Annotated in this window: 26 protein-coding genes; 17 read left to right on the top strand and 9 right to left on the bottom strand. The window is 66.4% G+C overall.

Annotated features, from left to right (window positions below):
* Positions 1–12: 12 nt before the first annotated feature.
* A complete protein-coding gene (locus tag G3T14_RS19560) occupies positions 13–240 on the top strand; it encodes a hypothetical protein (RefSeq protein ID WP_163644216.1) in 228 nt (75 codons plus the stop codon).
* Positions 241–252: 12 nt separating this feature from the next.
* Here G3T14_RS19560 and G3T14_RS19555 read toward each other — a convergent pair whose 3' ends face one another.
* From G3T14_RS19555 to G3T14_RS19545, 3 genes are all read right to left on the bottom strand, one after another.
* Positions 253–396 carry a hypothetical protein gene (locus G3T14_RS19555; RefSeq protein WP_163644215.1) on the bottom strand — a complete coding sequence of 48 codons (144 nt, stop codon included), beginning with the start codon at positions 394–396 and terminating at the stop codon, positions 253–255.
* Between the two features lie 106 nt (positions 397–502).
* Positions 503–1156, bottom strand: coding sequence for an SOS response-associated peptidase (locus G3T14_RS19550; protein WP_163644214.1), 654 nt, complete (start codon positions 1154–1156; stop codon positions 503–505).
* Between the two features lie 83 nt (positions 1157–1239).
* On the bottom strand, positions 1240–1518 hold the full coding sequence (locus G3T14_RS19545; RefSeq protein ID WP_163644228.1) for an adenylosuccinate synthase: 279 nt from the start codon (positions 1516–1518) through the stop codon (positions 1240–1242).
* Between the two features lie 386 nt (positions 1519–1904).
* Here G3T14_RS19545 and G3T14_RS19535 point away from each other — a divergent pair, with 386 nt between their 5' ends.
* From G3T14_RS19535 to G3T14_RS19525, 3 genes are read left to right on the top strand one after another with little or no spacing between them, the layout of a single operon-like run.
* A complete protein-coding gene (locus G3T14_RS19535; protein ID WP_163644213.1) occupies positions 1905–2123 on the top strand; it encodes a hypothetical protein in 219 nt (72 codons plus the stop codon).
* Entirely contained in the window at positions 2120–2575 is a 456-nt protein-coding gene (umuD, locus tag G3T14_RS19530) for a translesion error-prone DNA polymerase V autoproteolytic subunit (RefSeq protein ID WP_163644212.1), read from the top strand. Before G3T14_RS19535 ends, umuD begins: the two co-directional genes overlap by 4 nt.
* Positions 2572–3867 carry a Y-family DNA polymerase gene (locus G3T14_RS19525; RefSeq protein WP_163644211.1) on the top strand — a complete coding sequence of 432 codons (1296 nt, stop codon included), beginning with the start codon at positions 2572–2574 and terminating at the stop codon, positions 3865–3867. The genes umuD and G3T14_RS19525 overlap by 4 nt, the downstream gene beginning before the upstream one ends.
* An 18-nt stretch (positions 3868–3885) precedes the next feature.
* On the opposite strand, the gene G3T14_RS19520 is transcribed toward G3T14_RS19525, so the two are convergent.
* The 5 genes from G3T14_RS19520 to G3T14_RS19500 all read right to left on the bottom strand — a co-directional run bounded on the left by G3T14_RS19520 (position 3886) and on the right by G3T14_RS19500 (position 7887).
* Entirely contained in the window at positions 3886–4041 is a 156-nt protein-coding gene (locus tag G3T14_RS19520) for a hypothetical protein (RefSeq protein WP_163644210.1), read from the bottom strand.
* Positions 4038–4235 (bottom strand): hypothetical protein, encoded by a 198-nt coding sequence (locus G3T14_RS19515; RefSeq protein ID WP_163644209.1) that lies wholly within the window; start codon positions 4233–4235, stop codon positions 4038–4040. Before G3T14_RS19515 ends, G3T14_RS19520 begins: the two co-directional genes overlap by 4 nt.
* Positions 4236–4358: 123 nt before the next feature.
* Entirely contained in the window at positions 4359–4739 is a 381-nt protein-coding gene (locus tag G3T14_RS19510; protein ID WP_163644208.1) for a hypothetical protein, read from the bottom strand.
* Between the two features lie 411 nt (positions 4740–5150).
* Positions 5151–6338: a DUF1501 domain-containing protein gene (locus G3T14_RS19505; protein WP_163644207.1), complete on the bottom strand. Its 1188-nt coding sequence runs from the start codon at positions 6336–6338 to the stop codon at positions 5151–5153.
* 28 nt (positions 6339–6366) lie between these two features.
* A complete protein-coding gene (locus G3T14_RS19500; protein ID WP_163644206.1) occupies positions 6367–7887 on the bottom strand; it encodes a DUF1800 domain-containing protein in 1521 nt (506 codons plus the stop codon).
* Positions 7888–8565: 678 nt separating this feature from the next.
* On the opposite strand from G3T14_RS19500, the gene G3T14_RS19495 reads away from it, so the two are divergent.
* From G3T14_RS19495 to G3T14_RS19460, 8 genes are all read left to right on the top strand, one after another.
* On the top strand, positions 8566–9621 hold the full coding sequence (locus G3T14_RS19495; RefSeq protein WP_163644205.1) for an HD domain-containing phosphohydrolase: 1056 nt from the start codon (positions 8566–8568) through the stop codon (positions 9619–9621).
* Positions 9622–9908: 287 nt separating this feature from the next.
* Positions 9909–11018 carry a BMP family ABC transporter substrate-binding protein gene (locus tag G3T14_RS19490; RefSeq protein ID WP_163644204.1) on the top strand — a complete coding sequence of 370 codons (1110 nt, stop codon included), beginning with the start codon at positions 9909–9911 and terminating at the stop codon, positions 11016–11018.
* A 97-nt stretch (positions 11019–11115) separates the two neighbouring features.
* Positions 11116–12270 carry an ABC transporter permease gene (locus G3T14_RS19485; RefSeq protein ID WP_163644203.1) on the top strand — a complete coding sequence of 385 codons (1155 nt, stop codon included), beginning with the start codon at positions 11116–11118 and terminating at the stop codon, positions 12268–12270.
* Positions 12267–13187: an ABC transporter permease gene (locus tag G3T14_RS19480; protein ID WP_163644202.1), complete on the top strand. Its 921-nt coding sequence runs from the start codon at positions 12267–12269 to the stop codon at positions 13185–13187. Before G3T14_RS19485 ends, G3T14_RS19480 begins: the two co-directional genes overlap by 4 nt.
* A gap of 93 nt (positions 13188–13280) precedes the next feature.
* A complete protein-coding gene (locus G3T14_RS19475; RefSeq protein ID WP_163644201.1) occupies positions 13281–14309 on the top strand; it encodes a formamidase in 1029 nt (342 codons plus the stop codon).
* Positions 14306–15022: an isochorismatase family cysteine hydrolase gene (locus tag G3T14_RS19470; RefSeq protein ID WP_163644200.1), complete on the top strand. Its 717-nt coding sequence runs from the start codon at positions 14306–14308 to the stop codon at positions 15020–15022. Before G3T14_RS19475 ends, G3T14_RS19470 begins: the two co-directional genes overlap by 4 nt.
* Before the next feature lie 120 nt (positions 15023–15142).
* Entirely contained in the window at positions 15143–16654 is a 1512-nt protein-coding gene (locus G3T14_RS19465) for an ABC transporter ATP-binding protein (RefSeq protein WP_246733435.1), read from the top strand.
* A gap of 137 nt (positions 16655–16791) precedes the next feature.
* A complete protein-coding gene (locus G3T14_RS19460) occupies positions 16792–17061 on the top strand; it encodes a hypothetical protein (RefSeq protein WP_163644198.1) in 270 nt (89 codons plus the stop codon).
* A gap of 165 nt (positions 17062–17226) precedes the next feature.
* On the opposite strand, the gene G3T14_RS19455 is transcribed toward G3T14_RS19460, so the two are convergent.
* Positions 17227–18171 (bottom strand): LysR family transcriptional regulator, encoded by a 945-nt coding sequence (locus G3T14_RS19455; RefSeq protein ID WP_163644197.1) that lies wholly within the window; start codon positions 18169–18171, stop codon positions 17227–17229.
* A 137-nt stretch (positions 18172–18308) separates the two neighbouring features.
* Between G3T14_RS19455 and G3T14_RS19450 the strand changes: the two genes are divergently transcribed.
* The 5 genes from G3T14_RS19450 to G3T14_RS19430 all read left to right on the top strand — a co-directional run bounded on the left by G3T14_RS19450 (position 18309) and on the right by G3T14_RS19430 (position 21608).
* Positions 18309–18917, top strand: a complete 609-nt coding sequence (locus tag G3T14_RS19450) for a YceI family protein (protein WP_163644196.1) — start codon at positions 18309–18311, stop codon at positions 18915–18917.
* A gap of 10 nt (positions 18918–18927) precedes the next feature.
* Positions 18928–19530 (top strand): cytochrome b, encoded by a 603-nt coding sequence (locus G3T14_RS19445; RefSeq protein WP_163644195.1) that lies wholly within the window; start codon positions 18928–18930, stop codon positions 19528–19530.
* Entirely contained in the window at positions 19527–20093 is a 567-nt protein-coding gene (locus G3T14_RS19440; protein ID WP_163644194.1) for a YceI family protein, read from the top strand. Before G3T14_RS19445 ends, G3T14_RS19440 begins: the two co-directional genes overlap by 4 nt.
* A 170-nt stretch (positions 20094–20263) precedes the next feature.
* The gene (locus G3T14_RS19435) at positions 20264–20644 is read left to right on the top strand and encodes a nuclear transport factor 2 family protein (RefSeq protein WP_163644193.1); all 381 of its coding nucleotides are present in this window, start codon (positions 20264–20266) and stop codon (positions 20642–20644) included.
* 136 nt (positions 20645–20780) lie between these two features.
* Positions 20781–21608, top strand: a complete 828-nt coding sequence (locus G3T14_RS19430; RefSeq protein WP_163644192.1) for a putative phage abortive infection protein — start codon at positions 20781–20783, stop codon at positions 21606–21608.
* Positions 21609–21621 lie beyond the last annotated feature (13 nt).

Raw genomic sequence — 21621 nt, 5'->3', positions numbered from 1 at the left:
TCCCGTTGGCGTATGCTCGACGCCAAGCAGGAGGTACAAATGGATTGGCTAGAGTTTGACGAATGGGAGAAGGACAACCTAATGCGCTTCGGTGCCGCGGTGCTTAGGGAATGGCCAAGTCTAGATGAAAAGGTGAAGAAAAACATAATCGCGCGAGCCGCCGAATTGCCTCGCCCCCCTAGAAATGCTTTGAGCGAGATGAAAAGTTTTATCGCAAAGCATGACGGGGAAGATCGCTGATGCCGCCCGAACCTAAAGGCCAGCAGTGCCCGCCCGCGCGACGGCACAGGCATCGTCACCCCACATGGAGGTGAGCGTGGCCGCCTTGGTAGAGACCTCCCTAAGGTAGCGACCGGGCATCAGGCGGTCGGCGAGCCAGCGCGGTAGGGTGATCATCGGGGCTCGGTGGTGGGCATCTCACCGCCTGTGCCGCCCTGCAGGCTCTCGCCGAACCGACCGAGGATCGCGACGCCCGCCAGAACGCGGCAGTGCCCGGCATCTGTCATTCTGGGTCCTTCCGAGCGCCTGTCGCTACGATCCGCATCATCGCGTCCGGTAAAGGTCGCTGGAGCTCCAGGGCAATCTCCGTCGGCGCCGCGAGCCAGGTGCTCCACTCGTCCGGCGTGGTCAGCAGCACCGGCATCGCCTTCGGGTGGATCGGCCCGACCACGCCGTTCGGATCACAGGTGAGGAAGGAGAACAGGCGGTGCTCCTCCGCGATCCGGTCGGGATTCTCGGCTTTGGTCCCGCGTACGCCCGTCCACGGCCGCCAGATCCCGGCGAAAGCGAACAGCGGCCGGTCCTCGTCCAGAGCGAACCACGTTGGGGTCTTCTTGGGCTTGGTATCGGCGTACTCGCTGAAGGAGGACACTGGCACTAGGCAGCGGTATTCCGGCTTGAGCCACGGCCGCCAGTGCGGGCTCTTCACATTGCGCACGTTGGTGATGGGGTGCTCGCCGTATTGCTCCGGGCCTGGGATGCCCCAGCGGAACATCTCCAGGATCCGCTCGCCGCTTTCGGTCATCCGCACGATCGGCGCCCGCTGATCGGGGAAGATGCCCGGCATAGGCGGCAGATTGCCGGTCTCGTCGCGCGCAACACCGAACGATGCCCGGATCTCGGCCTGCGACGTCACCAGACTGTAGAGGTTGCACATCGTTCAGGTCCTTGGAGGCAACCTGGCAGCCTGAGCTGTAATGCGTCGCTTGCCCTTTGGCTCCAGTACGGCCAGCCAACGTCTTACGCGTCGGCCGCGATCTCGAACTCCATACCCCGACCTGGCCCCTGGTCGGCGTAGTCGACGAGGACGTAGCCACGCTCGGCCATGGCTGCGTCAAGGCTGTCGCGGTGCTTCCGGAACGTCTGACCGATCGCCAACGGGGTCAGCCGCGGATTGCCCTGTCGGAGCTGATCGACACCAATGCTGAGCGGTGCGCCCTCGCGATCCGCTATCCGGATGAGCGCGGATGCGAGGTCACCCGCCTTCGTTTCCGCGGCTGATTTCGCCTTGAACGCCATTGTAGAACCCTTCCTCAACGCCGCCCGCAACGCCGGGCCGGCTTCCTCAAACATCAGAATAAGCACGCGCCAGCCGGCGGCGTCGTGCACGTCAACAAGCCAGGCCGACCAATCGAGCCGGCCGGCGCAGCGGCCCATAATTGTCCGAGCCACCCGCATCGCTTCCACACGCAGATCCGCCCGCGCCCGCAGATAGCGGCCGGAGAGATCAAGCACGGCGTAACGGCCATCAGTGCAATGGAAACGGTAAGTCCCCGCCCGCATTCGCCTTTTGTCTCCTTATCCACAGCCGTGCACAGCGGAAACAGATTGTCCGTGCCCTGGGATTGAGTAGCACGCCTCGCCGGTGTTTGTTCCTCTTTTGTTCCAAAAGGCAGGGTACGCGGATGCACGGACGAACTGCCGACCAACCGCTCATCGAAGCCGAGCAAATTGCACGGGCCTACGCTGCGGCCGCGCGAAACGACCCCTGGGCCGCCCTCGTCCAGGTCATCGCCGACGCGCTCGCCGACATGGATGAAGCCGAGCGCCGCTCCGAGCAGCGTGACCGGCTCATCTCGCGCGGCTACGCCCGTTCCGCACCGCCCACCGGAGACCATCGGTGAAGGTGCACCGGATCATCGAGCTGCGAGAGGAAGGCGCCCGTACGGTTCGGATCCCCATCATTGGGCAGGCGCTTTGCGCCGGCTTCCCGTCGCCGGCAGACGACTTCCTCGAAGGCTCCCTGGAGCTGCCGCGTTGGCTCGCGCCGAACCCGCCCGCGACCTTCGCCTGGAACATCGCCGGCGATTCGATGCGCGGCGCCGGCATCTTCGACCGGGATCTCGCCGTGGTCGATCGCAGTCTGAAGGCCGGACACGGCAGCGTCGTGGTTGCCGCGGTCGACGGTGAAATGTCGATCAAGCGCCTATTGGTAGAGGGCAATATCGCGCGTCTCTCGTTCGAGAACCCCGATCTGCCGGCCTTCGCCGTACAAGAGGCTGCCGAGGGCCAGATCTGGGGGGTGGTCCGCTTCTCGATCCGCTGGCACATCGCCCGCGCCGGTCTGGTGCGATGAGCCGGGCCATCGCTTTGATCGATGGCAACAGTTTCTATTGCTCCTGCGAGCGCGTGTTCGACCCGAAGCTCGCCGGCGTGCCGGTGATCGTGCTGTCCAACAACGATGGCTGCGCGGTGGCCAGGACCGCCGAGGCCAAGGCGCTCGGCATCCGCATGGGCGAGCCTTGGTTCAAGATCCGCGACCTGTGCAGGCGCGAGGGCGTGCGGGCCTTCTCGTCGAACTACACCCTGTATGGCGACATGAGCGCCCGAGCGAACGCAATCTATCGCGATTTCTCACCGGCCGTGGAGATCTACTCCATCGACGAGTCGTTCCTCGACCTCTCGGACGTGCGCGAGGACCGGCGCGCAGAGCTGGCGCGCGACCTGCGGGCGACGGTGCGGGCTTGGACCGGCATCCCGACCTGCGTCGGGATCGGCCCGACCAAGACGCTCGCCAAGCTCGCCAACCACATCGCCAAGACGATCCCCGACCTCGCCGGCGTCTGTGACCTCACCGACGAGGACGAGCGCGCGGCCTGGCTGTGCCGGATCCACGTCGGCGAGGTGTGGGGGATCGGCCGGGCCTCGCTCGCCAAGCTGGAAGCCATGGGCGTCGACAGCGTGGCCGACCTACGCGACCTCGATCCCCGCCCGGTACGCAAGGCGATGACGGTGGTGGGCGAGCGCATCATCCATGAGCTGCGCGGGCTGGCCTGCCTGCCGCTCGAACTGATGCCGGCCCAGCGCAAGGGCTGCGCGGTGACCCGGTCGTTTGCCAACCGCGTCACGGATCGGGAGACGCTGGAACAGGCCGTAGCAGCCCACGCGACCCGGCTCGGCGAGAAGCTCCGGCGGGGCGGCCTCGGGACTACGCACGTCACGGTTTTCTATCACACGTCGACGCACGATCAGGGCAGCCCGATGCGCTCGGTTTCGACGACAGTGACGCTGCCGGAGGCGACCAGCGACACCCTGGCGCTGATCAGTGCGGCGCGGGCCGGCGTCGCCCGAACCTGGCGCGATCCTGGTGACCGGCCGTGGCGCTACAGCAAGGCCGGAATCGTCACTACCGACCTGATGACCCTGGAGGAGAGCCCGCGGCCGCTGTTCGGCCGTCTCGATCGCGAGCGCAGCGGGCCGCTTATGGCGGCGATGGATGAATGCAACGCGCGCTTCGGAAGAGGCAGCGTCGTGCCGGCGCGCGCCGGTTTAGAAGCGAAGCGCGCCTGGGCGACGAAGTTCGGGATGCGTAGCCCGCGCTACACCACCCAAGTCAGCGAGTTGCCGACGGCGAGGGCCGCCCCGTGAACAGGGATGCCAGCCCTTTCAGAACCGCAGCCACGTCAGCATGGCGGTGACCACCAGCGCCGTCAGGCATAGCAGGAGCCAGATGGTGAGCATGCGCCGGAGCACCCGGCGATGGATCGCTCGCTTGACGGCGATCTCGGCCTCGGTTCGTTGGTAGCGGTGCGGCTCGTTCAATGGGATGCCTCACCGGCACCGCTGATAACGAGGTGGTGCGCCGTCATCCGGCCGACCTCAAGAATCAATGCCTTGACCAGGAAGCCGATCATCGGGTTTCCGAGTTCCTCGGAAAGGCGGCCGATCTCAATCGCATGATGACCGATCTGAACGATTGGAGGGGCATCGAGACCGATATCAAGCGCGTCTTGCATCGGCCTGCCTCAGATCACGCTATATTGACCTATAGTTGATGTGATTCCCTGATACAAATCAAGACGTGTATGGGTCAGGCCTCCTCGGTCATGCGGGTGAAGATCGAACAGCCCCGACCGGTTTCAGCCCTTAAACGCCCAGATCGGCACGGCGCCCGTCGGCCGGCCCGGCGTGTCGCGATAGAAGGCGGTGTTCACGAAGCTGATCCGATTGGCGGTGAGCGCCGAAACCTTGTCGCCCGACATGACGATGCCGCCGCAGAAATCGGGACGGATCAATCCCGCCTCGGGATGCACACCGAAGAGGTCGAGCGTCGTCCAGCCGAGGCCAGCGGCTTCATCGGCCCAGAGATCGAGGAAGTCGACGCACTTCTCGTGGATGCCGGCCCAGCTCTGCATGGTCAGGCCAGGGCACGGCACGACGCTCGGCCGGAGGTTGAGGAAGGCCTTGCGCCAATCCTGCGGGCCAGCGGAGAGGATCTTGGGTGACGGTGAGGCTGACATCGGGTCCGACGGCTGTGGCGGGCCGGACGGGATAGGAGATCGACGGGTGGGCGCCTATGGCCGGATCGTCACAGCCTCGCCCACGCTCCCCAACTGTCGCGCGAACGCCGCCTCGATCAGTCCGCCGGCGGCGAGGGAAAGACGCTGCAGGTGCGGGGGACACCGAAAATACCCGTTAAAAATCAAAGGGGCGCCCTATCCCGCACCTCATAATCTCGCCCTTGATTTATCAGGCATTTTCCACATCGTCCCTGGGCACCATTTACTTTTAAAAGCATCGCGGGTCGAAGTACTGGGCGCTCTTGCTCCAGGCCTCGCTGCCGCGTTGGCTTCGCGCTCCAGAGCGAGACACGGCTTGGCGGGCTCCTATCGGCAGCTGGTGGCGATCCGGGCCGGGGGACGCGCCCGACCTCACACCAGGGCGAGGTCGGCCGGGGTCACATCGACGAAGACGCGGCGTAGGCTCGCCTGATCGAGGCCGTAGAGGCGCTGGAACAGGCCGGCCAGAAGTGCTCGGTAATCGGTGAGCACGGGATAGTCGCGGTTCTGGAACAGGTGGGCCTCGTCGGCCCTCACCTGTGGCCCGGCGATGCGCCCACCCTTCACGCCGCCGCCGAGCACCCAATAGACGCTGCCATGGCCGTGATCGGTTCCGCGATTGCCGTTCTCGCGGAAGGTGCGGCCGAATTCCGACAGCACCACCACCACCGTATCGCTCCAGCCCGCGCCGATCTCCTCGGTGAAGCCGGCGAGGCCCCGCCCGAGCTCGCTCAGCCGATCGGCGAGGTAGCCGGTTCCGGCGCCCTGGTTCACGTGGGTGTCCCAGCCGCCGACATCGACGAAGCCGAGGTTGAACTGATCGCGCATCAGCCGGCCGATGCGCCGGGCCGACACCTCGAAGCCCTTGGGCGAGACCGCTCCGCGATCGGCCTGATCCTGATGCGCGGAGATCGTTTGGTAGACCGCGTCGCGCACGCGGAATCCCTCGTTCACCGCGCCGGCAAGCGGCGTGTCGCGATACATCGCGGCGATGAGCTTGGCCTGCCGTTCGTCGATACCGGGCTTGGAGAGGGTGGCGAGTGCGATGTTCGGAACGCTCTCGCCGCCGCGGAAGACCAGCGGCATCTGGTCGGTGAAGGCGATGGGGCGCACCCGCGTCAACTCGGCGGCGAGCCGCGCCATGAAACCCGAATTGTAATCGCGCGACGCCCCCACGGTCTGGCCCAGCTCGATCGTATCCTGGGTCTCGAAATGGCTCCGGGTGAGGTCATCGGTGCCGGCGAACGGCACGAAGGCGGCCTGCCCCTTGGCGTAGAGCGGCAGGATGGTATCGCGCAGGGCCGGATGCAGGCTCCAATCGGCATCGAGCGCCAGGGCGGCGGCCGGATTGGCCGGATCGGGCCGGGCCACGGCGAGGTTCGGGCGGGAGCGATAGTAGAAATCGCTCCCCGTGGGGATCACCACATTGGCCGCGTCGTAGGCCCCGCGTAGGAAGACCACGAGGAGACGCGCTTCTGCCTTGGGCGCGGCCCAGACCCGGCCCGCGACGGTGGTAAGGCCGAGCGCACCGACCGCCCGGATGAGGTCACGACGGTTCATCAGCAGATCCCTTCTCGGTGAGGCGCGGTCAGCGCATGAATTCGGGGGAGGACAGGAACAGCGTGTTCCAATCCTGGGGCGAGACCGCCCGCGCGAGGCCCGCCTGCGTCGAGGCGCTCAAGGTGCCGGCCAGGGTCGAGAAGTAGAGCCCGTTCTGGAGGAGCGGAAAGGCCGGCTCCTCCACCGCGTCGGCCACCGGCGGCTTGAACAACCCGGCCGGCCCCGAGCCGATCTGCCGGGCGATCTCGAAGCGCGTCGTCATCTGCCCCGGCCCGTTCCAGGCGGCGGCCGACAGGGGGTATCCGTCCGGGGTGGAGCGGTTGAACAGCCCTTCTCCGAGCCGGTTGAGCCAGCCCTGCACCGGCTGGGTGTTCAGCACCGGGCGTCCGTCATAGGCGAGGCGCACCGCCGAGAGGACGAAGCGCATCGGATCCTTGAACGGAGCGGCCGGGGCGGCCGTGAAGTCGGGCGCGTGAGCCAGCGCATCGACGACGCTGGCGATATCGCCGTCGGTCCGGGTGAAGACGACGGCGAGCCGCTCCACCAGGGCATCGGGCGGCTCGGTGCCGAGCAGATAGGCCGCCAGCGACCGGCAGACGTTGCGCGCCGTTGCGGGATGCCGGCTGAGCAGGTCGAGCGCCTCGGTGGCCTCGGGCCAGCCGCGCCCCTGGATGGCATGCCCCAGCAGGGTCTTGTCGCCGTAATCGTGCCGGTTCGGGTTGAATTCGAACAAACCGTCCCGCACGAGGTCGGAGGCCCGCTCGGGCTTCACCTTCGGGTCTTCGGACCGCGCGTCGATGCCGATCCCGGTGAGGATGCGGGCGAGGTTCTCGACATCGGCCTGAGTGTAGCCTGCGCCCACGCCCATGGTGTGCAGTTCCATCAACTCGCGGGCGTAGTTTTCGTTGATGTGGCCGCCGGCGTTGTCGGCATTGTCGAGGTAGCGCAGCATGGCCGGGTGCCGCAGCGTCGCCTCGAGCAGATCGCGAAAACGCCCGAGCGCGTGCGGACGGATGGCCGAATCGACATAGTCGCCCACCATCGCGCGCAGGTTCGCCTTGCCCTGGTGGACGTTGAAGCGGTTGAACCAGAACCAGGTCATCCGTTCGCGCAGCTGATCGGGGCTCGCGAGCGCGCGCAGCAGGGTCGCGGCGGCGGCGTCGCGCTGGACCGTGTTTAGGGCGGCCTGATAGGCCTGTTGCGCGGCCTTGCGCGCCTCCGGATCGGGCAGGGCGTTGGCGGCCTTTGCCTGCGCTTCGAATGCGACCACCCGCGCGAACAGCGAGCCTTGTGGCGCAAGGGCGTCGATCTGGACCTGGGCCGCATTGGGCAGGCGCAGTGCCGCAGGCGGATGGAGCTGCTCTTTCAGCCAGCGCTCGCGCCCCTTGGTACGCAGGTCGGCGAAGCTCGTCGGGGTAATCCCCCAACTCAGGCGATCGAGGAAGGCGGCATCTTCGGCCGGCGCACCGGCCACCACCGGTGACGCGACGCCGAGCAGGAGAGAGCATGCCGTCAACACGGACCACAGGCGATACGCGGACCCGGTCATCCTGTCGTTTCCTCAGCGCGGAGCGCGCGATCGGCCAATCTGGCCCGAGGATTGCGGCACCTGCGTGGTCTTACCGCGTGGCGATGGCCTATCCGCCGCACTCACGTTGTCGTGATAACCGTCAAACGAAACTTTTCATATCGCGAAATATAGTTCTAATAACCTGTCATCCTCCAGATTTGGAAGGATCACGTCACGCCGTTGATGCCAGTGATACTTAATTTTTGCGCGGGTCCGGCACCATCAAACCCGCCGGGCGAGACCGAAATCGCTGTCGCTCGCTGTGTATCGCGACACGGGTCGGAACGATTACAATCGTAATATTTTACAATCAACCTTGAGTTTATATTCGGAAGCAATTCGAGGAGCGAATCCTGTTTTTTCGTCGGCGATGACTGCCTACTTTTCGAAAGCAAAATCATCCAAAGGCGACTGTGTTTGTCGAAAAAACTTAAGGATTTTGATGCAGATTTCGGGAGGTCGCTGAGGTGAAATTAAGCGGCCGCCACCGGCTTCAATCACACCGACACCCAAAAACCAGATACGAATTCTATCAAGAATTCCCAAGAAACATGACGGTCACCTAAAATCTTTTTAGCAGAATCGCCGGCTATACGCCAAGCATTCGATCGAGATGTCGCAGTGGAAGACCCGACGCCATCGGGGGGAGAACTCTCAATGGAACGTGGGGCCATCTTCCTTCTGACAGACCGGCCCGATCGCAGCGCTTCCCTCGAGAAAGTTCTTCACGGTGTGGCGCATTGCGAGGTGGTCGGTGGCGGCCAGAAGCCGCTCGCCGGCGCGACGCCCGTCGCAGTGGTGGCCGACCTGACCCTGACGCGGCGTGAATCGGCCGATCTGTTGCGGTCCGTCATGCGCGAGAACAAGGATTCCGGCCTACCGGTCATCGCGCTGATGCGCTCCAACACCGACAATGACATCCGGCAGGCGCGCAACCTCGGCGCCACGATCTGCCTGCCCGCCTACACCGAGGCGCGCGTCGTCGCGCAAGCGCTCACGCATCACCTCACGCCCGCCGCAGATGTGGCCGAGCTCCCCATTGCCCGTGGGGTCACCCGCGCCACGGAGGTGCTCACCGGTCTGTTCGGTCAGATCCGGGATGGCGGTCCGATCGCGATGCCCATCGTCGAGGCCGGCCTCGATCCGATCCTCGCCGCGGTCAGGGAAGGCGGCCTGACGCGCTGGCTCGATACGGTGTGGACCCACGACGACGCCACCTACCAGCATTGCTTGCTCGTGGCGGGCGTGGCGGCACAGTTCGTCCTCCACCTCGGCTTCCGCGAGGACGACCGCCGCCACTTCGTGCGCGCCGCCCTCCTGCACGATGTCGGCAAGGCGCAGATTCCGCTCGCCATTCTCAACAAGCCCGGCCGGCTCGACGCGGACGAGATGGCGGTGATGCGCACCCATCCGGTGATCGGGTACGAGATCCTGCTCAACAGCGGCTGCGACGCAGCGACCCTCGGCGCCGTCCGCCATCACCACGAGATGCTCGACGGCTCCGGCTATCCGGACGGCCTGGTCGGAGACGCCATCGCCGATACGGTGCGGCTCCTGACGATCTGCGATATCTACGCCGCGCTCACCGAGCGCCGCGCCTACAAGCCGCCGATGCCGCCGCGCGACGCGCTCGCCATCCTGCAGGGCATGGACGGAAAGCTCGAGATGAGCCTAGTCCGGCATTTCGGAGAGGCGATGCTGCCCGCCGGCTGAAACAAAAGCCTGTCCACCGTGTGGGCACACTCAGTTTTCGGTACGCATCCGCGGTGTGTGGCACACGCCGGCAGCGCCATTTGTCGATCTAACTAAGACGCAAGCCTGCAACATTCGCCGCCTTTGTGTGCCGTCCGCGCGCGGCCTGAGTGGTTTCGCCTCGGATCGGCGGCGCGAGATCTGCCCGAACGCCCGGCTTTCCCCGCAAAGCCCCACCGGCCTGGAATTTGCCTCGTCCGCTCCAACGCTCATCGTCGAGCGTCCCCCTTCGAAGGACGGAACGCGGCATGGTGGCCAAGCACTCCCTTTCGCGTCGGACTCTCCTGGGCGGCACCGCCGCCCTCGGCCTTGCAGCCCTCCCCTTCGGGACTGCCCGCGCCGCGGGGAAGATGACCGTCGGCGTCATCTATGTCGGACCCAAGGACGATTACGGCTACAACCAGGCCCATGCGCAGGGTGCGGCCGCCCTCAAGGGCATGGCCGGGATCGAGGTGGTCGAGGAGGAGAACGTCCGCGAGACCAACGACGTCCAGAAGACCATGGAGAGCATGATCAACCTGGATGGGGCGAGCCTGCTGCTGCCCACCTCGTTCGGATACTTCGATCCGCACGTCCTCATCGAAGCGAAGAAGAACCCCACGGTGCAGTTCCGCCATTGCGGCGGGCTTTGGACCGAGGCGAACCCGAAGAATGCCGGGTCGTATTTCGGCTACATTGCGCAGGGGCAGTATCTGAACGGCGTCGTCGCGGCGCATGCCACCAAGTCGAAGAAGCTCGGCTTCGTCGCCGCCAAGCCGATCCCGCAGGTGCTCAACAACATCAACGGCTTCATCCTCGGGGCGCGCAGCGTCGATCCGTCGATCACCTGCCAGGTCATCTTCACCGGCGAGTGGTCGCTGGCGGTCAAGGAGGCGGAAGCCACCAACGCGCTCATCGATGGCGGCGCCGACGTCATCACCTGCCACGTGGACAGCCCCAAGGTGACGGTGGAGACCGCCGCCCGCCGCGGCGCTTTCGTCTGCGGCTACCATGCCGACCAGTCGGCCCTGGCCAAGGATAAATACCTCACCGGAGCGGAGTGGGACTGGGCGCCGATCTACAAGGGGTTCGTCGCCGACATGCAGGCCGGCAAGGCCCCGCCGAACTTCCTGCGCGGCGGTCTCGCCGATGGCTTCGTCAAGATGAGCGCCTACGGCCCGGGCGTCTCGGAGGCCGCCCGCAAGAATGCGGACGCGGTCAAGGCCGAGATGATGAAGGGCGGCTTCGCCATCATCAAGGGGCCGCTCTCCGACAACACGGGCAAGCAGATCGCCCCGGCCGGCAAGGCCTATGCCGAGAACGCGATCGAGCTGGAGAGCACGAACTACCTTGTGGAAGGGGTGAGGGGCTCGGCCTGACCGAGCTGAGCCGCCTCCCTCTCCGATCCGTCGGAGCGGGACCTCTGGCACGGTTTCTGCCCGCCGTTCCCGTGCCGCAACGACGAGGGAATGCCACGTGGTCGCCGACACGGCTCATCCGGACCTCGACAGTGCCGGCTCACCCTCCCCGGCCCTCCAGGTGCGCGCCTGGATCGCCCGGCGTACCGAGGCCGTGGCGATCCCCCTGGGGGCGGTCGCCACCGGGTTCGCCCTGTTCAGCCTGTTCCTCATCGCGCTCGGCAAGTCGCCGGCCGGGTTTCTCGATCTGATCTACCGCGGCGGCTTCGGCTCGCCCTTCGCCCTGCAGAACAGCCTGCAGCGAGCCGCCCCTCTCCTGTTCGCGGCGCTCTGCGTCGCCCTGCCGGCCCGGCTCGGCCTCGTCGTCATCGGGGGAGAGGGGGCGATCGTGCTCGGCGGGGTCGCCGCGGCCGCCATCGCCCCAGCGCTGGCGGGGCTGCCGCCCGTCCTAGGAATTCCCGCGATGGCCCTCTGCGCCGCGCTCGCCGGCGCGGCCTGGATCGGGGCTGTGGGCGCCTTGCGGGCCTATCGCGGGGTCAACGAGACCATCGCCAGCCTGCTGATGTCCTACATTGCCATCGCGCTCTCCAACCACCTCATCGAGGGGCTGCTGCGTGATCCCTCCAGCCTCAACAAGCCCTCGACCCGAGCCATTGCCGAGGCGTTCAGGGTCGGGCCGATGCCCGGCATGAAAGTGCATTGGGGCCTCGGCTTCGGCGTGCTCGCCTGCGTCGCCGCCTGGGTGCTCACGGAGCGCACGACCCTGGGCTTCGCCGCCCGGATCGCAGGCGGCAACGTCCGCGCGGCGCAGATCCAGGGCCTTCCCGTGGGCCGTCTCATCGTCGGCTTCACCGCGCTCGGCGGGGCGCTGGCGGCGCTGGCGGGCTTCTTCGAGGTCACGGCGGTGCACGGCAACGCCAACGCCTCGCTGGTGGCCGGCTACGGCTATACCGGCATCCTGGTCGCCTTCCTGGCGCGCCAGAACCCCCTCGCCATCGTCCCGGTGGCGTTCCTGCTCGGCGGGATCGAGGCGTCGGGCGGGCTGATCCAGCGCCGGATGCAACTGCCCGATGCCACCGTGCTGGTGCTCGAGGGGCTGCTGTTCGTCCTCGTGCTGATGAGCGAGACCCTGTACGGGCGCTACAAGGTGTTCAGCCCGCACCTCTGGACGCGGACGCGCGCGGCGGCCCCCGTGATGGCCGTCGCGTCATGACCGATATCGGCCTGTGGAGCGTGCTCATCGCGGTGATCGGCGGTGCCATTCGGGTCTCGACGCCGTTCCTGTTCGTCAGTCTCGGCGAAACCATCACCGAGCGCTCGGGGCGGATCAATCTCGGCCTGGAGGGCACCCTGGTATTCGGGGCGATGTCGGCCTACGCCACCGCCGTGCTCACCGGCTCGGCCTGGGCCGGGGTGGCCGTCGCGGGGCTCGCCGGCGGGGCGTTCGGCCTGCTGCACGGCTGGATCTGCCGGTTTCCGCGCGTCAACGACGTGGCGGTGGGCATCGCCTTGATGCTGTTCGGCTCGGGGCTGGCCTTCTTCTTCGGCAAACCCTTCATCCAGCCCTCGGCGCCGCAACTGCCGGCGCTTGCCTTCGGGTCGTGGTCGGACCTGCCGCAGATCCAGGCGGCCTTGCGCGTCAACGTGCTGTTCGTCATCGGCGCGGCCTTGAGCGTGTTCCTGTGGTGGGCGCTGCGCAACACCCGGGTCGGGCTGATCGTGCGGATCGCCGGCGACAGTGCCGACGCCGCCCGCGCCATGGGCTACGACGTCGACCGGGTCCGCCTTCTCGCCACCGGAGCCGGCGGGGTGCTGGCGGGCATCGGCGGAGCCTATCTGTCGCTGTACTATCCGGGCTCGTGGAACGAGGGCATCTCGTCGGGCCAGGGGCTGATGGCGGTGGCCCTGGTGGTCTTCGCCCGCTGGAACCCGCTCGCCTGCTTCGGGGCCGCGCTTCTGTTCGGCGGCGCCGGCGCCCTGGGACCGGCCCTGCAATCGGTGGGCATCTCGCAAGGCTACTACCTGTTCTACGCCGCCCCCTACGTGCTGACGCTCGGCGTCCTCATCGCCACCTCCTCGCCCGACCGGGCGCTGGCCGGTGCACCGGGGGAACTCGGACAGGGCAAATAAGTCCGCCAAAGCAAGCAAACTCACCACAGCAAGCAAATTCGTCCAAGCAACCCCGCCAAACCAAGCAACCCCGCCAAACCAAGGAACCCTGCCATGAACGGACTGGGCGGCCTCAACAAATCCCCCCACGGCGTCGTGCTCGGCCTCGTCCAGCTGCAACTGCCGTCGGTCGCCACACCGGAGGATCTCGCGGCGCAGACCCGGCGCATCGTCGACATGGTCGCCAAGGCCCGGCGCAACCTCGCCACCATGGACCTCGTCGTCTTCCCCGAATACGCGCTGCACGGCCTGTCGATGGACACCAATCCCGACATCCTGTGCCGGATGGACGGGCCGGAGGTGGCGGCCTTCCGCCAAGCCTGCATCGACAACCGGATCTGGGGCTGTTTCTCCATCATGGAGTACAATCCAGCCGGCAACCCGTTCAATACGGGGCTCATCATCGACGAGACCGGCGTGGTGAAGCTCTATTACCGAAAGATGCATCCGTGGGTGCCGGTGGAGCCGTGGGAGCCCGGCGACGTCGGCATTCCGGTGATCGACGGGCCGCGCGGCGCCAAGCTCGCGCTCATCATCTGCCACGACGGCATGTTCCCCGAGATGGCGCGCGAATGCGCCTACAAGGGCGCCGAGATCATGATCCGCACGGCGGGCTACACGGCGCCGATCCGCGAATCCTGGCGCTTCACCAACCAGTCGAACGCCTTCTGCAACCTCATGGTCACCGCCAATGTCTGCCTGTGCGGCTCGGACGGGTCGTTCGATTCCATGGGCGAGGGCATGATCGTCAATTTCGACGGTGCCGTCATCGCCCACGGCACCACCGGGCGCGTCGACGAGATCATCACCGCGGAAGTCCGGCCCGACCTCGTGCGCGAGGCGCGCCTGCACTGGGGCGTCGAGAACAACATCTACCAGTTCGGCCACCGCGGCTACACGGCGGTGAAGGGCGGGGCGCAGGATTGCCCCTACACCTACATGCAGGATCTCGCCGCCGGCCGGTACCGCCTGCCCTGGGAGGATGCGGTGAAGGTGGTCGACGGCACGTCCTGCGGCTTCGCGGCGCCGACGCGCACCTATGGGGCGGCCCCGACACCGGCCGCGCGAGAGGCGGCGGAATGAGCGTCGTTCCCTTCCCGGGGGCCCCGGCCAGCAGCAAACGCTACGCCGCCGCCGAGCCCTATCCGTGGCCGTTCGACGGCGCCTTGCGGCCCGACAACACCGCGCTGGTCATCATCGACATGCAGATCGATTTCTGCGGGCCGGGCGGCTACGTCGCCGCCATGGGTTACGATATCGGTCTGACCCGCGCGCCGATCGAACCGATCGGGCGCCTGCTCGCCGCCGCGCGGGCGCTGGGCTATCACATCATCCACACCCGCGAGGGCCACCGGCCGGACCTGGCCGATCTGCCGGAGAACAAGCGCTGGCGCTCGCGCCGCATCGGCGCCGGCATCGGCGATCCGGGGCCGTGCGGGCGCGTCCTCGTCCGCGGCGAGCCCGGGTGGGAGATCATCCCGGAGCTGGCGCCCTTGCCCGGCGAGCCGGTGATCGACAAGCCCGGCAAGGGCTCGTTCTGCGCCACCGACCTCGAACTGATCCTCGGCCGCCTCGGCATCCGCAACCTGATCCTCACCGGGATCACCACCGATGTCTGCGTCCACACCACCCTGCGCGAGGCCAACGACCGCGGCTTCGAATGCGTCATCGTCTCGGATGCCTGCGCGGCCACCGACCCCGGCAATCACCAGGCGGCGCTGAACATGGTGACGATGCAGGGCGGCGTCTTCGGCGCCGTGGCGACGTCCGGTGCGGTCCTCGCGGCGATGGGGTGAGGAGCGATGGTGCCTTTCCCGCAATCCGTCCGCGAAGTGGTGCCCTGGAGCGCCGTCGAGCCGCAATCCGTAGCGGCTGAAGCGCCCCCGGCGGGTGCCCTCGCCGTCGAGACCATCGGCATGACGAAGCGCTTCGGCAGCTTCGCGGCCCTCGACGACGTGTCGATGAAGATCGAGGCGGGCGGCTTCCACGCCCTGCTCGGCGAGAACGGGGCCGGCAAGTCGACCTTCGTGAAATGCATCATGGGTTTCTACGCGCCGAGCGCCGGCAGCGTGTTGGTGGGCGGGCGCGAGGTGGCGATCACCAATCCGAAGGGCGCGCAAAGCCGCGGTCTCGGCATGGTCTACCAGCACTTCACCCTGGTGCCCTCGCTCACGGGTGCCGAGAACCTCGTCATCGCCCGCTCGCACGTGCCGGCGGTGATCGACTGGGCGAGCGAGCGCGTGGCCCTCGACGCCTTCATGGGCCGGATGCCGTTCCGGCTGAACCTCGACAGGCCGGTGGCCGAACTCGCGGCGGGCGAGAAGCAGAAGCTCGAGATCGTCAAGCAACTCTACCTGAAAGCCCGGTTCCTCATCCTCGACGAACCGACCTCGGTGCTCACCCCGGCCGAGGCCGCGGAGGTGCTGGGCCTGCTGCGCGCCATGGCGGATCGCGGCGACCTGACGGTGCTGATGATCAGCCACAAGTTCCGCGAGGTCGAGGCCTTCGCCCGCTCGGTGAGCGTGCTGCGACGCGGGCGCCTCGCCGGGGGCGGCCGCGTCGGCGAGCTCTCGCGCGACGACATGGCGGCGATGATGATGGGGGCCCGCCCGGTTCGGACCGTCGCCGGCCGGAGCGCGATGCCGGCCCCGGCCCGCGCCGTGCTGCGCATCGCCGACCTCAAGGCCACCGACGCCTCGGGCCTGCGCCCGATCGCGGTGAACGATCTCGCGGTCCATGCCGGCGAGATCGTCGGCATCGCCGGCGTCTCCGGCAACGGCCAGAAGGAGCTCGCCGACGTGCTCGGCGGCCAGATTCGCGCCACGGGCGGCAGCGTGATCGTCGGGGATCAGATCTATGGCGGGAGGCGGGCGCAGAGCCGCGCGCTCAAGGTCCGTTTCATCCCGGAGGAGCCTCTGCGCAATGCCTGCGCGCCGCGCATGTCGGTCGCGGAAAACCTCGCCTTCCGAGCCTTCGACCGGCGCGGCGACGATCCCGCCAGACCGCCGACCTTCTGGCTCGACACGGGCGCCATGAGCCGGCGCGCCAAGGACCTCATCGCCCGCTTCAAGGTGAAGACCGCCTCGTCCGAGGCGCCCATCGCGACCCTGTCGGGCGGCAACGTCCAGCGCGTGGTGCTGGCACGCGAACTCACCGACCCGGTCGACCTCCTCGTCGTCGCCAACCCGTGCTTCGGCCTCGATTTCTCGGCGGTGGCCGAGATCCGGGCGCGGATCGTGGCGGCGCGCAACGCGGGCGCGGCGGTGCTGCTGATCAGCGAGGACCTCGACGAAATCCTCGAACTCTCCGACCGCATCGTCGTGATGTCGGACGGCCGCATCGTCTACGCGGTGCCGGCGGCCGAGGCCGATGCCCAGGTCATCGGCCGCCACATGGCAGGCCACCACGCGCCATCCGCCACGGCTTGACCGCATCGGATTTTAATCCGTGCGGCGGCGTGCGTGGCGACACGTCATGGAGCCGGCTCGCTACCTATCTTTGGTTCAAGCAAGAGGAAATCTTGCGAAGCATCAAATTATAGCCTGGACCGGAGCTTAGACTTCTCATGACGTCTCGTGTTGTCGCCCTTATCGCCGCCGCTGTGCTGTTCGGTTCGGCCCCGGTCTCTTCGGCTTTCGCGCATGAGCGCCAGCCGTCGGCGCAGCGCTTCATCACCGTCTCGCCGTATGACGACCTGACCACCGGCTCGCTCGGCGTCCACGACCAGCCGCGCTTCGACCGGTGCGCGCGCAGTTCGGCAAGCCAGGGCAACGCCGAGCAGCCGAACTTCCCGGTGCAGCAATACGGCCGGACATCCGGCGGTCCCCTTTGCTGAAATCCCGATCGCAGGAGACGGCAGCCGCTCCCAGCCTCGGAGGATCGCTCGGGACAGGACGGTCCCGAGCGATCACACGGAAAGCGGCCTTAAAACCGCACGACACGCGGCCATGCGCGCCGTGTCCGGCCCCTCGTGGCCGGGCACGGCGTGTTTCGTCTGGGCTCAGCGCCGCACGGATTCGATGGTGAAGCGCCGGGTCAGTTCACCGCGGACGTGATCGCGGAACAGGCGCACCCGCGCCGGCAATTCGCGCCCGGCGAGGGTCACGGCGCGCAGCGCGCCGCCATCGCTCGCCCAATCCGGCAACACGCGCACGAGGTCGCCCGATTGCACGGCGCGCGCGGCCACCAGACGCGGGATGTGGCCGATCCCGCCCCCCGCCAGCGTCAGCCGCAGGACCGTCGCGAAGTCCCCCGCCCGGATCGCCGGACGCGCGACCATCTGCTCCTTGCGACCGTCCCGGTGCGTCAAGCTGAGGGCGGTCGCGCCGATACGCTCGCGCGACAGGACGACGTCGTGCCCGGTCAGGCCGTCGATCGTGACCGGCGCCGGGCGATCCGCCAGGTAACCCGGGGCGGCGTAGAGGCCGATCCCCACTTCCAGCATCAGCGCGGCCCGGTAGCCGGTATCGCCGTCGTCGAGGCCGGCGAACCGCAGGGCGAGGTCGATCCGGTTCGTCGCCAGGTCGAGCCGCGTGTCGGTGGTGAGCAATTCCACCGTGATCAGCGGATACAGCCGCCGGAAGCTCACGACGATCTCGGGCATCACCTCGATTCCGAAATCCATCGACGTCGTCACCCGCAGGTGGCCGGACGGGGCATTGCGCGCATCCCGCGCCGTCTCGGCGGCCTCGTCGAGCAAGGCCAGGCTTTCCTGCGCCTTGGCATAGAAGGCCAGCCCCTCCACCGTCGGCGAGACGGCCCGCGGGTGGCGCGCGAGCAGCGTCGCGCCCAAAGCCCGCTCCAGGCGGGAAATTCGCCGGCTGACACTCCCCTTGGTTTCGCGCAAGGTCTCCGCGGCCCGGGTCACCGTGCCGAGGTCGATCACCGCACAGAAGGCGCGGACATCGTCGAGACCGCCGGAGAAGGTTTCCGTATTCGCAACCATGTGGTGCCGGATAGCAGGCTTACACCGGTCTGGGAACGGGACTATCTGAGGGTCACCGAGCCAGACAGGCCGCCCCGCTCACCGGGGATGCCCGGTCGGCACAGCGTCCAACGGTTTACGATTCGGAGACCTCCTTCATGAAGCTGCTCGCCGCCTCCACCCTCGTCCTCGGCCTCACGGCCGCCCCCGCCTTCGCGCAGACGCCGCCCACCCGCGACCCCGCCCAGATCCAGGCCGGCGCCTATGCGGTGGATCCCGGCCATACCCAGGCCGGCTTCACCGTCTCGCATATGGGCTTCTCGAACTATTCCGGCGGCTTCTCGGACGTGTCGGGGACCCTCGACCTGCAGCCGAAGAATCCGGCCGGCAGCACCCTCAAGATCAAGATCCCGGTGGCTTCCGTCGCCACCACCAGCGCCAAGCTGACCGGTGAGCTCAAGGGCGAGCAGTGGCTCGATGCCGCCAAGTATCCGGACATGACCTTCGTCTCCACTAAGGTGGTGCCCGCCGGCAAAGACACGGCCAAGGTCACCGGCGACCTGACCCTGCACGGCGTGACGAAGCCCGTTACCCTCGACGTCACCCTGGTGGGGGCCGGCGTGAACCCGCTCAGCAAGAAGTACACGGTCGGCTTCGAGGCCAAGGGCGCGCTCAAGCGCTCGGATTTCGGCGTGAAGACCTACGTGCCGCTGATCGGCGACGAATTGCATCTGACCATCGCCGGCGCCTTCGAGCGTCAGGAGTAGATCGACCGCGATGCGCAGGGATACCGGCACCGGACCGACCCACCGCTATACGGTGGTGGCGATCGTCCTGCATTGGGCGAGCGCGCTCGGTGTCCTTGCGCTGATCGGAATGGGACTCGCCATGACGCAGCTGGATCTGGCGCCGCTGCGCCGGTTCCAGTTCTACCAATGGCACAAGTCGGTGGGCATCACCGTCCTGCTGCTGACGCTGCTGCGTCTGGCCTGGCGCCTCCTGCACCCGGCGCCGCCCCTGCCGGACGCGATGCCGCCGGCCGAACGCCGCGCGGCCGGTGCGGCCCACGGCCTGCTCTACCTGCTCCTCCTCGGCATGCCGCTCACCGGCTGGGCCCTGGTCTCGGCCTCGCCCTTCAACATCCCGACCGTTTTGTACGGCCTCGTGCCCTGGCCGCACATGCCGGTGGTCTCGGACCTCGCCGACAAGGCGGGCGCGGAGGCCATCCTCAAAGCGGTCCACGATTACGGCGCCTTCGCCCTCATCGCCCTGCTGGCGCTGCATGTCGGCGCGGCCCTGCGCCATCACCTCATCCTGCGCGACGCTACCTTACGCCGGATGCTGCCCCTCGCCCCCGTCCGGACCGGAGACGCGCCATGACCCACCTGCGCACCGGGCTTCTCGCCGCCCTCCTCCTCGCGCCGAGCCTCGGCCATGCCGCCGACTGGACCGTGGATCCGGCCAAGAGCCGGATCGGCTTCTCCGGCGAACAGGTCGGCGCCCCGTTCTCCGGACGCTTCGAACGCTTCGAGGCACGGATCAGCCTCGATCCCGCCAAGCCCGAGACCGGACAGGCGACCGTGCTCGTCGATCTCGCCAGCGCCCGGACCGGCGACGTCCAGCGCGACGAGGCCCTGCCGCAGAAAGACTGGTTCGACGTCAAGACGCAGGCAATGGCGCGCTTCGAATCCACCCGGATCGCCGCCACGGGGCCGGGAGCCTACGAGGCGGTCGGCACCCTGACGATTCGCGGCCAGAGCCGCGCCGTCACCCTGCCTTTCCGCCTCGACCTCACCGGAGACGCCGCCCATGCGGTGGGCCATGTCGACCTCGTACGCACCGATTTCGGCATCGGCCAGGGCCCGTGGGCCTCGGGGCAATGGGTCGCCCTGAAAGTCGGAATCGATATCGATCTCGTCGCCTCGCGGATGCCCGGCACCTAGCGATCGAAATCCGAGACCTGGCGCCCGCGTGCATGGGGCGGCTTCCGACGCGTCCTGGTCGTTCGGTGTCCGCACTGGGACGGGCCCCGAGGCCCTGCCGGCAAGGCCCGCACCGGGCCAGCGCGTGATACGGTGGCCCACAGGGGCGGCGATGCTCAGGGAGGCGCGATATGGACGATCGGGATATGCGAGCGGCTCTGGATCGTCACTGGGCCGCGTCCGATGCGAGCGATTTCGAGGAAGAGCACGCGATCTACCGAGACGATGCGGTGCTCGAATATCCACAATCGGGTGAGCGCATCCGCGGTCGGCACAACATTCAGTCGTCCCGCGCCGCGCAGCCGAACCGGAAGCATTTCGAGGTGCGCCGGATCATCGGCGCCGGCGACATCTGGATCACCGAATACGTCCTGACCTACGATGGGCGACCGTCCTACACCGTGAGCATCATGGAATTCCGCGACGGCAAGGTGGCGTGGGAGACCCAGTATTTCAGCGCTCCGTTCGAGCCCGGTGCCTCTCGCGCCCAATGGGTCGAGCGGATGCCTTGACCTCTCTTCGTCATCGAGGAATGGCCAGACAATAAGAGCCCGCGGCACGCCCCGTCGCTTGTTTCCAGGCAATTATGTAGTTTGCAAACCAAACCACTTTAGGTAGCTTTCCCTCACAATCTTGCAGGGATAGGTGATGACGAAGCTTCTTGGCGTGGCCATAGCAATAGCCGGCCTGCTGTTTGGCGTTTGGGTGGGATGGGCGTTCTTCCTGACAAGGCTCTCATCGACAATCGGCGTAAATGAAGAGATCAAAGATTTAGGCGCCTGGGGCGACTCATTTGGCGGCTTGAACGCGCTTTTTGGCGCGTTAGCTTTCAGCGCAGTTTCAGCAACGCTGTATTTTCAATACCGTCAAAATGAAGACAACACCATTGAGCAGCACAAACAAAAATTTGAAGCCAATTTTTTCAAGATGCTAGACCTACTTCGGGAAACACGATCGGCCGTCGAATATCGATATAGCTCAGATTATCGAAAACAATTTGGGCCTTCTAATACAGAGAAACAGCACGGAACGGAGGCCTTTAAAGCTGGATGGGAAGAGTTTTCTTACTGGATAGATATTGATGGGCGCGAACTAACCAAGGAAGAAATATCAGATGTATACTATCATAAGATGTACAAAAGATACGAAAGCAATCTCGGGCCATATTTTCGGTTAATCTACACAATATTAAAGAAAATTAAATCGGACTCTGTTCTAAACGACGAAGAGAAAGAATTATTTTGGAAGCTGCTGCGCAGCCAGCTCAATAGCCACGAAACTGCACTAATTGGTCTAAATGGCCTAATGCTTATGTCAAAAGATTTTAGTGAGTTTATTGTTGAGTACAGACTTTTAAAATATCTCCCGGAGAAGAGCAGGAGGCGAGCAGTACTGAAAAAATACTATCCGCCCTCTACTTTTGAAGGTTCAGAAGTAATTGCTCAGGTGGTCAGAACGAAGCTGACACTGGGGTGAGGATTGGCAGGCC

Origin of the sequence: Methylobacterium sp. BTF04 (assembly GCF_010692745.1) — a bacterium.
Taxonomy (GTDB): domain Bacteria; phylum Pseudomonadota; class Alphaproteobacteria; order Rhizobiales; family Beijerinckiaceae; genus Methylobacterium.
The sequence above is the reverse complement of the archived record's forward strand: the minus strand, read 5'-3'. Positions and strand labels throughout refer to the sequence as shown.

Coding starts and splice junctions, on each gene's coding strand:
- G3T14_RS19470 (WP_163644200.1), top strand. CDS start 14,306: ATGAGCGTCGTTCCCTTCCCGGGGGCCCCGGCCAGCAGCAAACGCTAC.
- G3T14_RS19480 (WP_163644202.1), top strand. CDS start 12,267: ATGACCGATATCGGCCTGTGGAGCGTGCTCATCGCGGTGATCGGCGGT.
- G3T14_RS19560 (WP_163644216.1), top strand. CDS start 13: ATGCTCGACGCCAAGCAGGAGGTACAAATGGATTGGCTAGAGTTTGAC.
- G3T14_RS19505 (WP_163644207.1), bottom strand. CDS start 6,338: ATGAACCGTCGTGACCTCATCCGGGCGGTCGGTGCGCTCGGCCTTACC.
- G3T14_RS19450 (WP_163644196.1), top strand. CDS start 18,309: ATGAAGCTGCTCGCCGCCTCCACCCTCGTCCTCGGCCTCACGGCCGCC.
- G3T14_RS19455 (WP_163644197.1), bottom strand. CDS start 18,171: ATGGTTGCGAATACGGAAACCTTCTCCGGCGGTCTCGACGATGTCCGC.
- G3T14_RS19550 (WP_163644214.1), bottom strand. CDS start 1,156: ATGTGCAACCTCTACAGTCTGGTGACGTCGCAGGCCGAGATCCGGGCA.
- G3T14_RS19525 (WP_163644211.1), top strand. CDS start 2,572: ATGAGCCGGGCCATCGCTTTGATCGATGGCAACAGTTTCTATTGCTCC.
- G3T14_RS19500 (WP_163644206.1), bottom strand. CDS start 7,887: ATGACCGGGTCCGCGTATCGCCTGTGGTCCGTGTTGACGGCATGCTCT.
- G3T14_RS19490 (WP_163644204.1), top strand. CDS start 9,909: ATGGTGGCCAAGCACTCCCTTTCGCGTCGGACTCTCCTGGGCGGCACC.
- G3T14_RS19465 (WP_246733435.1), top strand. CDS start 15,143: ATGACGAAGCGCTTCGGCAGCTTCGCGGCCCTCGACGACGTGTCGATG.
- G3T14_RS19535 (WP_163644213.1), top strand. CDS start 1,905: ATGCACGGACGAACTGCCGACCAACCGCTCATCGAAGCCGAGCAAATT.
- G3T14_RS19445 (WP_163644195.1), top strand. CDS start 18,928: ATGCGCAGGGATACCGGCACCGGACCGACCCACCGCTATACGGTGGTG.
- G3T14_RS19475 (WP_163644201.1), top strand. CDS start 13,281: ATGAACGGACTGGGCGGCCTCAACAAATCCCCCCACGGCGTCGTGCTC.
- G3T14_RS19495 (WP_163644205.1), top strand. CDS start 8,566: ATGGAACGTGGGGCCATCTTCCTTCTGACAGACCGGCCCGATCGCAGC.
- G3T14_RS19460 (WP_163644198.1), top strand. CDS start 16,792: ATGACGTCTCGTGTTGTCGCCCTTATCGCCGCCGCTGTGCTGTTCGGT.
- G3T14_RS19440 (WP_163644194.1), top strand. CDS start 19,527: ATGACCCACCTGCGCACCGGGCTTCTCGCCGCCCTCCTCCTCGCGCCG.
- G3T14_RS19555 (WP_163644215.1), bottom strand. CDS start 396: ATGATCACCCTACCGCGCTGGCTCGCCGACCGCCTGATGCCCGGTCGC.
- G3T14_RS19435 (WP_163644193.1), top strand. CDS start 20,264: ATGGACGATCGGGATATGCGAGCGGCTCTGGATCGTCACTGGGCCGCG.
- G3T14_RS19545 (WP_163644228.1), bottom strand. CDS start 1,518: ATGGCGTTCAAGGCGAAATCAGCCGCGGAAACGAAGGCGGGTGACCTC.
- G3T14_RS19515 (WP_163644209.1), bottom strand. CDS start 4,235: ATGCAAGACGCGCTTGATATCGGTCTCGATGCCCCTCCAATCGTTCAG.
- G3T14_RS19510 (WP_163644208.1), bottom strand. CDS start 4,739: ATGTCAGCCTCACCGTCACCCAAGATCCTCTCCGCTGGCCCGCAGGAT.
- G3T14_RS19430 (WP_163644192.1), top strand. CDS start 20,781: ATGACGAAGCTTCTTGGCGTGGCCATAGCAATAGCCGGCCTGCTGTTT.